The organism is Trichormus variabilis 0441 (assembly GCF_009856605.1).
Classification (GTDB): Bacteria; Cyanobacteriota; Cyanobacteriia; order Cyanobacteriales; family Nostocaceae; genus Trichormus; species Trichormus variabilis.
On the sequence record NZ_CP047242.1, the window covers coordinates 5,899,888 to 5,913,664 of the forward strand.

General features: G+C 41.8%; 14 protein-coding genes. 8 read left to right on the forward strand and 6 right to left on the reverse strand.

Going from position 1 to position 13,777, the window contains the following annotated elements; translation table 11 throughout:
* Positions 1-108 precede the first annotated feature (108 nt).
* A complete protein-coding gene (locus tag GSQ19_RS24310) occupies positions 109-537 on the reverse strand; it encodes a VOC family protein (RefSeq protein ID WP_011320384.1) in 429 nt (142 codons plus the stop codon).
* 210 nt (positions 538-747) lie between these two features.
* The gene (locus tag GSQ19_RS24315; RefSeq protein ID WP_430382016.1) at positions 748-1,257 is read right to left on the reverse strand and encodes a TIGR02652 family protein; all 510 of its coding nucleotides are present in this window, start codon (positions 1,255-1,257) and stop codon (positions 748-750) included.
* A gap of 242 nt (positions 1,258-1,499) precedes the next feature.
* Between GSQ19_RS24315 and GSQ19_RS24320 the strand changes: the two genes are divergently transcribed.
* From GSQ19_RS24320 to GSQ19_RS24335, 4 genes are all read left to right on the forward strand, one after another.
* Positions 1,500-2,030, forward strand: a complete 531-nt coding sequence (locus GSQ19_RS24320) for a gamma carbonic anhydrase family protein (RefSeq protein WP_041456310.1) — start codon at positions 1,500-1,502, stop codon at positions 2,028-2,030.
* Between the two features lie 189 nt (positions 2,031-2,219).
* A complete protein-coding gene (locus GSQ19_RS24325; protein WP_010995199.1) occupies positions 2,220-2,345 on the forward strand; it encodes a photosystem II protein Y in 126 nt (41 codons plus the stop codon).
* A 131-nt stretch (positions 2,346-2,476) separates the two neighbouring features.
* A complete protein-coding gene (locus GSQ19_RS24330) occupies positions 2,477-3,727 on the forward strand; it encodes a bifunctional folylpolyglutamate synthase/dihydrofolate synthase (protein WP_011320387.1) in 1,251 nt (416 codons plus the stop codon).
* Positions 3,728-4,129: 402 nt separating this feature from the next.
* The gene (locus GSQ19_RS24335) at positions 4,130-4,918 is read left to right on the forward strand and encodes an FkbM family methyltransferase (protein ID WP_011320388.1); all 789 of its coding nucleotides are present in this window, start codon (positions 4,130-4,132) and stop codon (positions 4,916-4,918) included.
* Positions 4,919-5,184: 266 nt separating this feature from the next.
* Here the strand turns inward: GSQ19_RS24335 and GSQ19_RS24340 are convergent, their stop codons facing one another.
* Positions 5,185-6,483, reverse strand: coding sequence for an ABC transporter substrate-binding protein (locus GSQ19_RS24340; protein ID WP_011320389.1), 1,299 nt, complete (start codon positions 6,481-6,483; stop codon positions 5,185-5,187).
* A 232-nt stretch (positions 6,484-6,715) separates the two neighbouring features.
* Between GSQ19_RS24340 and pilM the strand changes: the two genes are divergently transcribed.
* The 4 genes from pilM to GSQ19_RS24360 all read left to right on the forward strand — a co-directional run bounded on the left by pilM (position 6,716) and on the right by GSQ19_RS24360 (position 12,006).
* Entirely contained in the window at positions 6,716-7,825 is a 1,110-nt protein-coding gene (pilM, locus tag GSQ19_RS24345; RefSeq protein ID WP_011320390.1) for a type IV pilus assembly protein PilM, read from the forward strand.
* Between the two features lie 102 nt (positions 7,826-7,927).
* Entirely contained in the window at positions 7,928-8,695 is a 768-nt protein-coding gene (locus tag GSQ19_RS24350) for a PilN domain-containing protein (protein WP_011320391.1), read from the forward strand.
* Positions 8,692-9,453 (forward strand): pilus assembly protein PilO, encoded by a 762-nt coding sequence (locus tag GSQ19_RS24355; RefSeq protein WP_011320392.1) that lies wholly within the window; start codon positions 8,692-8,694, stop codon positions 9,451-9,453. Before GSQ19_RS24350 ends, GSQ19_RS24355 begins: the two co-directional genes overlap by 4 nt.
* Positions 9,454-9,570: 117 nt before the next feature.
* Complete coding sequence (locus GSQ19_RS24360; protein WP_011320393.1) at positions 9,571-12,006, forward strand: type IV pilus secretin family protein; 2,436 nt, start codon at positions 9,571-9,573, stop codon at positions 12,004-12,006.
* Between the two features lie 133 nt (positions 12,007-12,139).
* Here GSQ19_RS24360 and GSQ19_RS24365 read toward each other — a convergent pair whose 3' ends face one another.
* The 3 genes from GSQ19_RS24365 to GSQ19_RS24375 all read right to left on the reverse strand — a co-directional run bounded on the left by GSQ19_RS24365 (position 12,140) and on the right by GSQ19_RS24375 (position 13,413).
* The gene (locus GSQ19_RS24365) at positions 12,140-12,466 is read right to left on the reverse strand and encodes a helix-turn-helix domain-containing protein (protein ID WP_011320394.1); all 327 of its coding nucleotides are present in this window, start codon (positions 12,464-12,466) and stop codon (positions 12,140-12,142) included.
* The gene (locus GSQ19_RS24370; protein ID WP_010995208.1) at positions 12,463-12,834 is read right to left on the reverse strand and encodes a type II toxin-antitoxin system RelE/ParE family toxin; all 372 of its coding nucleotides are present in this window, start codon (positions 12,832-12,834) and stop codon (positions 12,463-12,465) included. Before GSQ19_RS24370 ends, GSQ19_RS24365 begins: the two co-directional genes overlap by 4 nt.
* A 138-nt stretch (positions 12,835-12,972) precedes the next feature.
* Positions 12,973-13,413, reverse strand: a complete 441-nt coding sequence (locus tag GSQ19_RS24375) for a cyclic nucleotide-binding domain-containing protein (RefSeq protein WP_010995209.1) — start codon at positions 13,411-13,413, stop codon at positions 12,973-12,975.
* Between the last annotated feature and the right edge of the window lie 364 nt (positions 13,414-13,777).

Here is a 13,777-nt window from a genome sequence, read left to right on the forward strand (position 1 = left end):
TGGTAGATGTGTTGAGTTTATATACTTTTATGTACAGAACTAGTTTAATCCTTTTATGCGTATGTTAGTTGAGCTACATCACTTTGTATATAAAGTTACACTATAAAATCAGTTAAGTTTCGCTAAAACTCGAATAAATTCCAATGGCAATCCATCAGTGTCAGCTATAAAAGCCACTTCAAAAATGCGATCGCCTATTTGTTGTTGTGTCGGTTCTAAAAGTATCTGCAAGGGAGGTAATTCTGCTACCAGTGACACACGTTCTTGTAAAGCTGTCAACCAGTTAGGCAAGTCTGGGGTAGTCTCAGTTAAATCAAATGACAAGTGATAATAACCCACATAATGCTCATCTGCAAAAGCATCTGGGGCTGGTTTTGGTTCAGGAATTTGGATCAGTTCAATTCTGCCGCCCAGTCCTTCCATCCAGCAAGCTAGGGTATAGCCTGTAGTGAAGCGTTCACAGACCGTAAATCCTAGTATTTCATAAAAGGCGATCGCGCGATGGATATTCGCAGTCCGAATAGAGGCGTGGTGCATGAATCAATTCAAAATTCAAAATTCAAAATTCAAAATTAAATACAGCCACCCACAAGGGGGAGCCATTCTCATGGGCGGTGAGTGCAGCCATTCGCCCACCAGGGGTGAGGTTTTGTTTCCCGTAGGGTACATAGCTTTTTCCTATAAAGTTTTCGCTTGTAGTGGTCAGTAGTCAGTTGTGGATAACTACTGACCACTGACCACTGACTCTTATTCAAATAATCGGAAATAAGGGTAGCGCACAGGAACACCCGGTTCTTTATCCAAATCAAAATTAATCACTTCCCAACAAGGATCATCAGTTGATTCGGGACTGAATTCCACAGGTAAGCCGTATAGTCTCGCCGATGAGGTTTCCGGCTGTCCAGAACGCCAAGGTGTACTGCGTTCTAAATAACCACTCATCAATTCCTGATAACGCTTGGCGATAACTACCCTTGTAGCTCTGTAGCCTTGGGTATATAGCTTATCTAAAGCTTCGTGGATTTCAAAGCGAATGCCATCGGGATGAGTATGCTGTCGATACCATTCGTTATTCCATCTCCGCCAATGGCGACCAGACTGTAGATGAACTAGCTCTCCCGTTTTGGGATTAGCTTCAAAAGCGCCATGACGAGGACACAAATAGGTATCAGTCAGTGTCAGCGCCGGAATGGTTTGGCGACAATGGGGACACTGAATATCAGGGCCAAATATAGGGTACTGCAAGGCTGGATTCATCATGAAGTGCGTACAAACATAATTTCGTATTCACCAGCACCAGTGGGTTGAATTTTACACTTCGGCTCCACCATACTGGGGGAATTGTTCGTTGCTGCAAGTATACGGTATTGCAGCCAGAACAATTTTCACCGTTGTCTTCCTCAATTTGGAGGTGAGACTCTGTGATATTCTGGTTTTGCAACCAGCCTCCAAGGGTGGAGTTATTCCAGTGTTCCTGGGTACCATATTCATATTCTATCGTGTCTACCAATTCTTACTGGCCTTCTCCCGATTTTTCTCAAGCCGCCTTCATCGCCGCTAATGCTGTTGTTATGGGTTCAGTCAAAATAGCAGCAGGAGCAAGCATTTGGTACGGAGCAGTAGTGAGGGCAGATGTAGAAAGCATTGACATTGGTGAATGCACAAATATTCAAGATGGAGCCATTTTACACGGTGATCCTGGTTTGCCAACAGTACTAGAAGATCATGTCACTGTCGGACATCGAGCAGTCATTCACTCCGCCCATATTGAACGCGGTAGTTTGATTGGCATTGGCGCAGTAATTTTAGATGGAGTCCGAGTAGGTGCTGGTAGCATCATAGGTGCTGGATCGATAGTAACTAAGAATATACCCCCCTTATCTCTGGTTGTGGGTGTTCCCGGTAAAGTTTTACGTCCCATTACCCCAGAAGAAGCCGCAGACCTGATTCAACACGCCGAACGTTATAAAAAGTTAGCATTAGTCCATGCTGGCAAGGGTAGTGATATTGGGTTTTATCCGCAAGAGTAAAGCCGGGAGCAGGGAGCAGGGGAGGCAGGGGTGCAGGGGAGGCAAAGAGGAATAACTATGGACTATGGACTATGGACAAATTTAACCTTTCTTTACAAATTTATGTAGAAAAATTGCCCACTTCAGCTAAAAATAAAAATGAGGACAGTTGACAAAAATTTAATTTCTACGTGATAGAGGGGTTTAGATATGGATATTGATTTTCGTGTAGCGATCGTTTTAGCGCCAATTGCCGTTGCTGCTGGCTGGGCTGCTTTTAATATTGGTGCTGCTGCTATCAGACAAGTTCAAAACTTTTTGAACAGAGAAGCTTAAATCTCGGTTAAAAATTTTAACTTTGCACCGACTGTTCTCTTTACAGAGACAGTCGGTTTTAGTATGGGGATTAGAGAGATGAGTAAATAAATCAATAAAAACCTTATTCCCAATTACCTATTACCCATTCCGTGAATATCAATTCCCTACTGCAACCATTTCACCATTTCGGCGTTAACCTGGGACTTTCCCGGATTATCAAATTGCTGGACAACCTTGGCAATCCTCATGAGCGAGTTCCCATAATTCATGTTGCTGGTACAAATGGCAAAGGTTCTGTTTGTGCTTATTTGTCTTCCGTGCTGACTGAGGCTGGTTATCGTACAGGGCGCTATACTTCGCCCCATTTAGTTGATTGGCCAGAGCGTATTTGCCTGAATGAACAGCAAATTTCTCATAACGAATTGTGTCAATTACTTTTAAGAGTTCAAGCGGCTATTTGCCTTGATGATGAGTATCCGACTCTATTTGAAGTCATTACCGCCGCCGCTTGGTTATATTTTGCTCAGCAACAAGTTGATGTGGCGGTGGTAGAAGTAGGATTGGGTGGACGGTTGGATGCTACTAATGTAATTGCTGATCCTTTGGTGACAGTGATAACTTCCATCAGTCGGGAACATTGGCAACAATTGGGGCCGACTGTGGCTGATATTGCTGGGGAAAAAGCGGGGATTCTTAAGCCTGGATGTCCGGCTGTGGTGGGGATGTTGCCACCGGATGCAGAAAAAGTGGTGCGATCGCGCGCTCAAGAATTACAATGTCCTTTAATTCTGCCTCAACCTGCTCGTCAAATCTCTCCCCAACTAGCAGAATATCAAAGTATTCAAAATACAAAAACAATTACATATCCTCTACCTTTACAAGGACAAATTCAACTCAATAATTCTGCTTTGGCACTAGCAGCTTTAGAAATTTTGCAACAAAAAGGCTGGCAGATTTCTGAAGAAGAAATTATTAATGGCATGGCAAAAACTAAATGGCCAGGTCGAATGCAATGGATTAATTGGAAAAATCACAAATTACTAATTGATGGCGCTCATAATCCGGCATCTGCTCAAGTGTTACGAAACTATGTAGATACCCTAAATACCCCATCAGTAACTTGGGTTATGGGAATGTTATCTACAAAAGACCACGCCGATATTTTTCAAGTTTTATTACGACCAAATGACCAATTATATTTAGTTCCAGTACCAGATAATAATTCAGCCGATACAGAGTATTTAGGGAAATTAGCTTGTGATATTTGTCCAGAATTAAGTACTTATCAAACTTGTCCAGATTTAAAACTAGCCTTGGAGACTGCATTTAACTCAACAGATAATTTGGTAGTTTTGTGCGGTTCTTTATACTTAATTGGTTACTTTTTAAAGAGCTTGTAAGTTGCTATTAGAGACTAACTCTTCTATGATTATCAGGTTATTTATATCTGTTTATTCATATCAGTCATTTTACTAGCTTTTACAAGTACGCTTTAAAGAATTTCCATTTATTTTCTTATACATTGAAGTACACACACTATTTTATTTGTTGTTATACAAATTTAAAAAAGAATACGACGGATAAATACGGACGTACCCTGATTCTGTTTGGCATTCATAATTTTGAATTTGTATTATATTTACTCAGAAATCGTATATTTTCCGCAAGTGGATACTCCACAAAGATGTTTACCCTAAAACATTTTAAGTATTAATAATTATTATACTTAGTTGACTTGTACTGACAAATTTTTGTATGTAAAATGGGGTGAATTTAATTAATTCTATTTCCAAGGAATAAGAATGAAGCAAATTAAGAAGTTTGTTAAGAATGTTATTCAGCAAATTTTTCGTTTCATGGGTTTTTATCTAAGTCCATTGCATAATACTCCTTTTGGCGTAGAGTGGGGGCAAGATATTAACTATTTACTAGATGGCAAAAATTTGGAATTAGTAATAGATGTTGGGGCTAATATTGGGCAGACTGTGTATGAAGTTTTAAGGTATTTTCCACAGAGTCGTATTTATTGCTTTGAGCCTGTTCCTTCTACTTTCAACCGACTAAATGAAGAGGTAGGTGTATTTTCCAATGTATATCCTTATAATATGGCTCTTGGAGATAAGCCGTCTACACTTTCAATGATTGCAGAACCTTTTGCACAAAAAAATACTCTAGTTTTTGATGTTGAAAAGACCAAGAACAATAACATCGAAGTAGTTGATGTCAAAGTAGATACACTTGATCAATTCTGCTTAACCAATAATATCGACAAAATCAGCTTGTTAAAAGTTGATACAGAGGGCTACGAGATGAAAGTTTTAAAGGGGGCAGAACAGTTACTTTCCTCAGGTTGCATTGATTATATTCTTATAGAGTGTGACTTTTTGAAGCGAGCCGATCAACCCCACGGTGACTTTATTGAGATCCTGAAGTATCTACAATCTTTTCAATACAATGTAGTTTCTTTTTACACAGGTGGAGTTGATCATCTAGGCTGGATATGGGGAGATGTACTTTTCCGCAAAATAAGTAATGATGAGACGGTTTTTGCTATGTCACCATTTCCTAGACAACAAGTTTCAATTGGGTAGTTGTGAAGGTTAAATTTCCTGTTAAGGTGATGTTTTAAAAGTCATTATTTATAGATGGGTTAATTGGTATCAATAAATTCATAAATCATAACTAATCACTTTTAAAACAACCTTTAAGCCTCTTGGGGTTTACGGAGTAAACCCCAAATCATTACTTGACTTTTATGACTATTACTACAATGTAATACTAGGGAATAGGAGAAATTTAGCAATTAGCAATAATTACGAGTTGCGTCGTAAGCTATTACAAATTATTCATCTAATCCCTAACGATTATTCCACTCCTGCGACGCATCCTCTACAGCTTTATCTACCGTTTTTTCCCCTAACATTGCAGCTTGTAAGTTGTCATAAATCGCCTTTTGTAGCTTCTTAATATCCTTTAAAGCCGGGGTGAGAATTTCTGCTTGTTGTAATTGCTGCGCGCTGACAACTCGCGCTTTTTCTACTGTGGAAGCATCAGCCGGAATATCTTTAAAATAACTATCAGCTAGTGCTTTAGTTGTGGATGGTAAAACATTTGCAGCTTTAGCAAAAGCTAATTGATTTTCGTCATTGGTGACAAATAAAGCAAATTTCACCGCCGCATCTGGTTGTTTTGTATCGCGGGGAACGACGATATTCATCACAGCTACATTTTTCTTACCTGTATCGCCAGTGAGTTGGGGAGCGATCGCCGAAGCTTGAGCAATTTTTGGGGCGTTGGTGGCGATCGTTTTCAGAAATTCAGGCCCAGAAGCTAGAAAGGCCGTTTCTCCAGATTGATATAAATCAATTGCGTGGCGATGTCCTTGAGTTAGTGCTTCTTTTGGTAATAAGCCTTTTTTGTAAAGGTCTACCCAATACTGAAACGCGGCTTTTCCTTGGGGTGAATTAAAAGCAGCTTTGCCTTCAGTATCTACTAGGGTTGCTCCCATCTGTACAAAAGACTGTAAGACTTCACCGGAATCTTGCGGTACAAACGTCACAAAAAACGCGTATTTCCCTGTCTTATCTTTAATTTGTTGCGCCGCTTGTGCTAATTCTGCGTAAGTAGCAGGTGGTTTACTGATACCTGCCTGTTTTAATAAATCAGTGTTATAAATGGTTAGCCTCGTTGTGAGGTACCAAGGAACGCCAAAACTTTTGCCATTCAGAGTACTGGCTTTCCAAATGTTCGGAAGATAGGAGGAACGTGCTTCCTGCGGGACTTTTGTATTCAAATCTAACCAGGCATTTCGTCCTGCTAGTTGAGAAGCAAAATCTGGATTGAGGTTAACAACATCAGGTGGCGTTTTCGCGGAGACAGCTGTTAAAATTTTGTTCTCCATTGCCGCCCAGGGTACATCTACCCAGTTCACCTTTATACCCGGATTTTGGGTTTCAAAATTCGCAATCAGACTTTGGAAGTAGTTATTAAATTGAGGTTGGAGTTGCATAGTCCAAAACTCAATATTTGCTGTTCCCGAAGCAGTTTGCTGTGTATTTGTATTAACGTTTCCTGTGCTGCAACTGACCATCCAACTGGTGATTAAACCCAGCATTGCACAAGCAATAAATTTTTTTAATTTTTGCAATTGAATCATCTTACCAGTATTTTTACGCTTGATCAGGGACAAAAGCTTATGCAGAATTGTCGAGATTATAGGCTAAATAAAACCGCGTTGCGGAGTCATTAGTCTTTAGTCATTAGTCATTAGTAAACCATATCAACTTAGGCATTAGCCCTAAAGCAATATATATACTCAAAAAACTCATAACTAATGACCACTTAAGTCAATTTTAAATTTTCACTTTAGCAGTTTGGCGGGCATAAATGTGGTGAAAAGTTTCAGTAGTCTGTTTGGCAAATCTCATAGAGGGGTGGGTGTAGAAATTGCACCAGAACGGGTGAATGTAGTTCAAATACGCAAGCAGCGCCAAGGCTTGAAACTTGAATCTTTAACATCAGTTCCAGTTCCGGAGGGGATTGTCACTGATGGTCAAATCACCGATCCTCCAGCGATGGCGCAATTAATTCAGCAGGCGCTGGCTGAAAGCAAAATCAAAAAAGTATCTCGTGTGGCTACTGGTGTACCCGGACGAGATTCCATTGTCCGCATCATACCCGTACCATCAGAGTTGGATGACAAAGAATTACGGGATATGGTGTTAAATCACGAAGCCGGGTTGTATTTACCCTATCCTCGTGAAGAAGCTGATGTAGATTATCAGAAACTTGGGTACTTTGTGGATGAGGATGGCATTGAAAAAGTACGGGTGCTGTTAGTTGCTACCCGCAAGGAGGTGACAGATACATATATTAGTACTTTTGAGCAGGCAGGCTTACAAATTGGTGTTTTAGAAATTAACAGTTTTGCACTAATTCGGACAATTCGTGATCAACTGCGGCAATTTGGGCCAGAAGAAGCAACGGTACTAGTTGATATAGAGTTCGACAGTACAGAAATTGCGATCATCATTAATGGCGTACCACAATTTTCCCGTACTGTCCCCATTGGCACTTATCAAATGCAAATGGCATTTGCTAGAGCTATGAGTTTGCCCACTTCCAGAGATATGGAAATGTTACAGGGATTGGTGATTCCTGTAAATTCCGTAGAGAGCGATAAAACGGGAATGACGGAAACCGACCCCGGTATTGCTGGCGTATTGCGAATCCTGGGAGAACTAACAGATGAGCTACGCCGTTCTATTGATTTTTACTTAAATCAGAGTGAAAACGTAGAAATAGCCCAGATTTTATTGGGTGGGCCTGGTGGCGGACTAGAACAACTTCATGAGTTTTTTACTCAGCGTTTAAGTATTCCTACCAGTCAAATCGATCCTATAGGGTCTTTGTCCTTGCAAGTTGATGAAGAAAAATATCCCTCTACACAACGTTCTGGCTTAGGAATAGTCCTTGGTTTAGGAATGAGGGAGGTATGATACCAATTCAAAATTAGATCGGATTCCTATAGAAAAGTCGGGTTTGATGAGGATTTCCGGTTTTCAGTCTGTGTCCCTGTTTTGGAGAATTGGTATAAGAGAATGTATGGATTAGATATTAATTTTCTCAAAGACCGCCCAGCTTACCAGTCAAATAACAAGTCCGAGAAAAAACCGGGTATTAAATTGCCATCTGGGAGCTTATTACCCATGTATTTGGGCGTTGGCGTAGGTCTTTGTTTTCCGATATTTGTCGGTGGTGGGTTGTTATTTTTACAGGCGAAAACTGCGGAATTAGAGCAGGCGATCGCCCTACTGGATGAAGAAAGTAAGAAGCTGGATGCAGAAATCGCCAGCATTACCAAAATCAAGGAACAGACTGGCGCTGTCAAAGCCGACACCCAAAGTTTGGTGATGGTGTTTGACCAGATTCGTCCTTGGTCAGCAATGTTAGAAGATTTGCGCGATCGCATTCCCGCAAGTGTGCAGATTGAAACCGTTAGACAAACACCACCTACACCCCCAGCCGCAGGACAGCCTGCTGGTAATCCAGCCGGTGGGATAGAAATTACTGGCTTGGCTCGTTCCTTTAACGATGTCAATGACTTCTTATTACTCTTACAGCAATCCCGTTTTTTGAAGTCTGCTGACAGCAAAATTATCACAGCCAGCCTAGTAGATGCACCAGTACAAACTGGTGGTAGCAACAGTGCGGGAATTAAACCACCCCAAGTAGTTAAATACACTATTCAATCCAGCCTCAGTGATGTTCCAGCCTCTGAATTAATTCGGGAGTTAGAACAAAAAGGCACTGTCGGACTGGTGACTCGGATTCGAGCTATGCAACAAACAGGAGTCATTACAAGATGACGCTGAGCGAAGATTTAAATTTTGCCGAACAGGCTGCTGATGTAGAAGCGGCCGCATCAAATTATCCCGTTGTCTTTGGTATTAGTTTCACACCTAAAATCATTGGCATTCTCGTAGGTGTAGTGGGTCTAGCTGGTGCTTTGTATATGCTCCTGAATATGGTTATGCCAGCTTGGGATACCTATCAGCAGAAGCAAACTCAAAGTGCCGAATTAGAAGGTCAAGTATTGCAAAAGAAAACCACTGTTAAACAAAAGGGCAAAATCACAGAAGAACTAGCCCAAGCTCAACAGCAAAGACAACAGGTTCTAGCTTTATTTGCTGATGAAAAAACCTTAGATACCATGCTGCTGGATCTAAATCGCTTAGTAGAAGCCGGCAACGCTAAAACTCCTCTCAATGCGGTGAGAGCTAAACTACAAAAATTTGTGCCAGCTATCCAAAAACCAGAGCCTGTTAATGATGGGTCGCTAGGAACAGCAGTTGACGGTAAACTGAAACGCTCTAGCGTTAATGTCGAAATTATCGGCACTTATGAACAAACACAATCGATTATTCGTAATATAGAACGTTTACAGCCTTTATTAATAGTTAAAGACTATCAATCAACATTAGCTAATGTACAGGCTACTGATAGGTCAGGCAAACCCACACGCAGGTTAGGCCCAGCACCAATTACCACATCTTTTCAACTGCAAGCATTAATGCCCTTAAGTCCTGAAGAGGCTGCGGCTGCTCAGGCTCCGCCCAAGAAGTAGAGGGGCAGGGAGCAGGGGGCAGGGAGCAGGGGGAGAAATCTTATTCAATACTCTCTACTCAGCAGTTTTTACTTCGATATTTTTAGTTACAAGACTTTATTAGGTGAGGAATGAACTGTGAAACACGTTCATGGTAATGGATTAGTTTTAGGTGCTGCTGCTTTTGTATTTTTGGCAGCACAGCCTGTGTGGGCGCAAACCACACAAATTACAGAAGTCAAGCTAAATCCAGGCAATGGTGGACTTAGCGTTGTTTTAAAAACTTCTGCCGGTTCTCGTCCACAAGTTTTTACAACAAAAAGAGGTAAAGCTTTAGTTGCAGATGTTATTAATACGCAACTACGGCTTCCACAAGGTAATAACTTTCGCCAAGATAAACCTGCGGCGGGAATTGCCTCCGTTGAGGTGGTGCAACTAGATGCTAATAGTATCCGCGTCATCGTGACTGGTGATACTGATGCACCAGTTAGCCAACCTGTCACCCGTCAACAAGATGGCATCACCCTCAGCTTAACGCCATCATCAGGCACCACAGCATCAGCGCCAGTCACCCCCAGACCACCTGTATCTACAACACCGCCAGCTGCTACCCCAGCACAAACAGGAGCCGTCCCCAATGTGCTTGTACCTAATCCAGTAGTAACAATTGATGGCAAACCAGCCCAGCCTGCTGGCCCTGGTCAACCACTAAGCCAAGCGCCGCCGTTCTTACCTAGAGCCGTTGCCCCTCCTGTTGGGGATATTGCCATTTCTGCGACTGATGCTTCGCCCAGTACGATAGATTTAGGTACTCAGGAACGTGTGCCTCGTCTGGTGTTGCGGGATGCACCAGTTAGGGAAGTTTTATCATTACTGGCTCGTGCTGCCAATCTAAACTTAGCTTATATAAGTGATGGAGCTGGTGGGACACCTGGGGCTGGAGGTCAAGCCATTTCTCAAACAATTTCACTAGATATAGAAAATGAGCCAGTGCAAGATGTGTTTAACTATGTCTTGCGTCTGAGTGGTTTAGAAGCTAACCGGAGCAATAGAACGATTTTTGTTGGGCCGAAATTACCTAACTCTACTCGTGATGTGGTGATGCGTAACCTGCGGCTTAATCAGGTAACTGTAGGGGTTGCTTTAAATTTCTTGGTTGGCTTGGGGGCTGAAAGTGCCATTAGCCGTGAACGACTGGTTACTAGTGTTAATGCTGTACCTGTAGGCGGTGCAGCTAATGCCGCAGTCACACAAACTCAAACTACTACAGAAAGCAGAATAGAGACTCAAAGAGTTGATTTTCAAGATTCCAAGCCTTTATTAAGAGGTTTACAAGCATTAGGGGATGAGCGTACTAATTCTGTGACTTTGATTGGACCACCCAAGCAAATAGAGATGGCAATAGCTCAACTAACTCAACTGGATATCCGTCGTCGTCAAGTGGTAGTAAACGTCAAAATTGTTGATGTCAACCTTTTAAATCTTCAAGACACAAACGCGAGTTTTTCTTTTGGACTTGGTAACAACTACTTCACAAGTGATGGCGGTGCAGCAACTCTAAATTTTGGTGGTTCTAGACCAGCGACTAGTTCCGAAGTTGCAAACAGTTTGACTGGTACACCGACTATTGAAAATCCTATTACAGGAACGCCTTTTCTTAACCCCAACAGTAGCGTTTCTATTCCAGGAACTACTCCAGGTACAGTAGTAGTAGACGCAAACGGCAACATTACTAGAGTTGCAAATCCTGGAAGTGGCTCTTTTTATCAACCGATTGCTCCTAGTAATACAAACCCCCTACAACCAGGTTTCTCTGATATTACTCCGGCAACTGATAACATCATTACAAGGAATGCGGATGGTACAACAACCATCACACAAGGTACCCTTGGTACAGCCACTACATCTTTACCAACTATATACCAATTCCCTAAACGTCTTCTCGCTAGTTTGCAGGCTCAGGTACAAAATGGCAACGCCAAAGTTTTGACTGATCCGACTTTGATTGTACAGGAAGGTCAACAGGCTGTAGTAAAACTAACTACAGAAGTGTTTGGAGGGTTTGAAGAGTCAGGGCAAAGTTCATCCACAGGATCAAATACTCAATCTTCCTCTACCAAAAAACCTATTATCAAAGAAGCTGGTCTAAGCCTTAATGTGAAAGTTGAGCGTATTGATGATAATGGTTTTGTTTCTCTGTCCGTTGCACCAACCGTCTCTGCGCCTGGTGGTTCAACACAAACTAGTGATGGTCAGATTACCTTGTTATCAGCTAGAAGTCTTCAATCTGGTTTAATCCGTCTGCGAGATGGTCAAACATTAATTCTCAGTGGCATTATTCAAGAATCAGATAGATCAACTGTATCCAAGCTTCCTATCTTAGGTGATCTTCCGTTGATTGGTTCACTATTTAGAAAAACCAACAGAACCAATGAGCGTAGAGAGGTAATTGTACTTCTGACACCTCAGGTTATGGATGACTCTCAAAACTCTTCTTACGGCTACAACTACAGTCCTAGCCCAGAAGTACGTCAATTGCTTGAGCGTCGTGGTTTAAATACTCCCAGGCGGTAAGATAGTGTACCAATTCGTAATTTCCAATGCTACCTGAGGCTTTGGCGAATTGGTATTCGTAATATAATTTCAATTTCTAGACTAGCCACAAGCTTTTGAGCTCTGTGGTATCTTTTTTTGATTTGAACAAAGACTATAGGGATATCACGATTTCAGCAGCTTGGTCTGGTGCATGACGAGGGCGAAGATGTAAGGTGATTTCCGTATCGAGTCGCTTGAGGAAAATTAGGAGTTTGCCCTCGCTAAACCGTTGAAATTCTCCTTTCATTAGATGAGATACTTCTGACTGGGGAATACTAAGAATTTCACTGATTTCACGCTGTTTCAGATTGCGTTGTTTCAAGAGGCGGAGTACCTGAATCCCTATTTTGCCCCGCGTAAAAAGTTCCGAAGCATTCGACAAACCGAGGTCAGCGAATACGTTACCACTGCTTTCTTCAAAAACTGGTTCCTGTGTCATTCTTGCTTCTCTCTTGCTACTGCGTCTTTATAGCGTTGTTTGATCAGATCAACATCAGCTAGTGGAGTTTTAATCCCCTGCTTTGATTTCTTTTGAAAAGCGTGCAGGACATAAATTTTCTCCCCAATCTTTACTGCGTAGACTGCTCTGTAAGTATCGGTGTCGTATCGTTTGACGATTTCATACACGCCACTTCCAACCCCTTTAAAAGGCTTGGCATCCATTGGTGTTTCCCCTGCTTGCACCAATTGCAGAGCATAACCTACTGATGCACGCACCTCTTCAGGAAATGATCGGATATTTTTGAGAGAGTCTCCCATCCAAACGAGAGGCCGTAAAGGAATTTCTGTAATATCCTCATCATCCATTTTATATGAAATTTCCTATAAATAAAACAAGTCAGACAATAGCATGAAATGTCCACCACACTATTTTTCTTGACTGTAATATTTTCATATTCACATTGAGTTGAGGAATTTGGCTTTCTACTTTTGCAATGTTTCTCTTCAAGAACTAAATTTAGACATATTAACGTTTTCGTTCAGTCCGCGAATCAGACGAGATAGTTCACGAATAATATTTACGGCGATTTCGGGAGTCTCTTCAATGGCATCATATAGTTGCTCTTGGGTTAATTCCAAAAATTCGCAAGGTTCTATGGTCGTTACAGAGGCGGAACGGGGTTGAGTGTCAAATACTGCCATTTCCCCAAAGTATTTTCCCTGGTCTACTTCTGCTAGTTGTTTATCGCCAATATGAACTTTGACTCTACCAGACACAATAATATATAGCGATCGCCCCTCTTCCCCTTGTCTAAAAATTGTATGATTGGCGGGAAATTGCAATTCGTGCATTACTGAGGTTAGCCGCACAATAAAGTCATCCCGCAATTCTTTAAAAATCGGGACTCGTCGCACAAATAATAAACGGTCAACGCTACTAAGCATAGTTAATGGTCATTGGTCAGTTGTCAGTTGTCGTTTGTATGCAATATACTTTGACCTCTCTCCAAACCTCTCTCCTACAAGGCTACTGTGTATACACAAGTCTGATCAACCTTGCCCCATAACGTTTTGATCCCCCTAAATCCCCCTTTTTAAGGGGGACTTTGATTCTTGTTCCCCCTTTTTTAAGGGGAGCCAGCGCGGTCTTGGGGTCTCCCCAAGTGGAGCGACTGGCGTGGGCTAGGGGGGATCAAACCACATTTTGTACCCAGCACAAAGATGTGTGTACACCTTGGACTCAACTGCAAACCTTTATAGTCAATAGTTTTCTCCTACCCCCTCCTGCCTAAGCCAGTATAAGCTAAAG

What these genes read in the sequence shown, in the direction of transcription:
- GSQ19_RS24310 (WP_011320384.1), bottom strand. Translation starts at nt 537, where the DNA reads ATGCACCACGCCTCTATTCGGACTGCGAATATCCATCGCGCGATCGCC.
- GSQ19_RS24315 (WP_430382016.1), bottom strand. Translation starts at nt 1,257, where the DNA reads ATGAATCCAGCCTTGCAGTACCCTATATTTGGCCCTGATATTCAGTGT.
- GSQ19_RS24325 (WP_010995199.1), top strand. Translation starts at nt 2,220, where the DNA reads ATGGATATTGATTTTCGTGTAGCGATCGTTTTAGCGCCAATTGCCGTT.
- GSQ19_RS24335 (WP_011320388.1), top strand. Translation starts at nt 4,130, where the DNA reads ATGAAGCAAATTAAGAAGTTTGTTAAGAATGTTATTCAGCAAATTTTT.
- GSQ19_RS24340 (WP_011320389.1), bottom strand. Translation starts at nt 6,483, where the DNA reads ATGATTCAATTGCAAAAATTAAAAAAATTTATTGCTTGTGCAATGCTG.
- GSQ19_RS24350 (WP_011320391.1), top strand. Translation starts at nt 7,928, where the DNA reads ATGTATGGATTAGATATTAATTTTCTCAAAGACCGCCCAGCTTACCAG.
- GSQ19_RS24355 (WP_011320392.1), top strand. Translation starts at nt 8,692, where the DNA reads ATGACGCTGAGCGAAGATTTAAATTTTGCCGAACAGGCTGCTGATGTA.
- GSQ19_RS24365 (WP_011320394.1), bottom strand. Translation starts at nt 12,466, where the DNA reads ATGACACAGGAACCAGTTTTTGAAGAAAGCAGTGGTAACGTATTCGCT.
- GSQ19_RS24370 (WP_010995208.1), bottom strand. Translation starts at nt 12,834, where the DNA reads ATGGATGATGAGGATATTACAGAAATTCCTTTACGGCCTCTCGTTTGG.
- GSQ19_RS24375 (WP_010995209.1), bottom strand. Translation starts at nt 13,413, where the DNA reads ATGCTTAGTAGCGTTGACCGTTTATTATTTGTGCGACGAGTCCCGATT.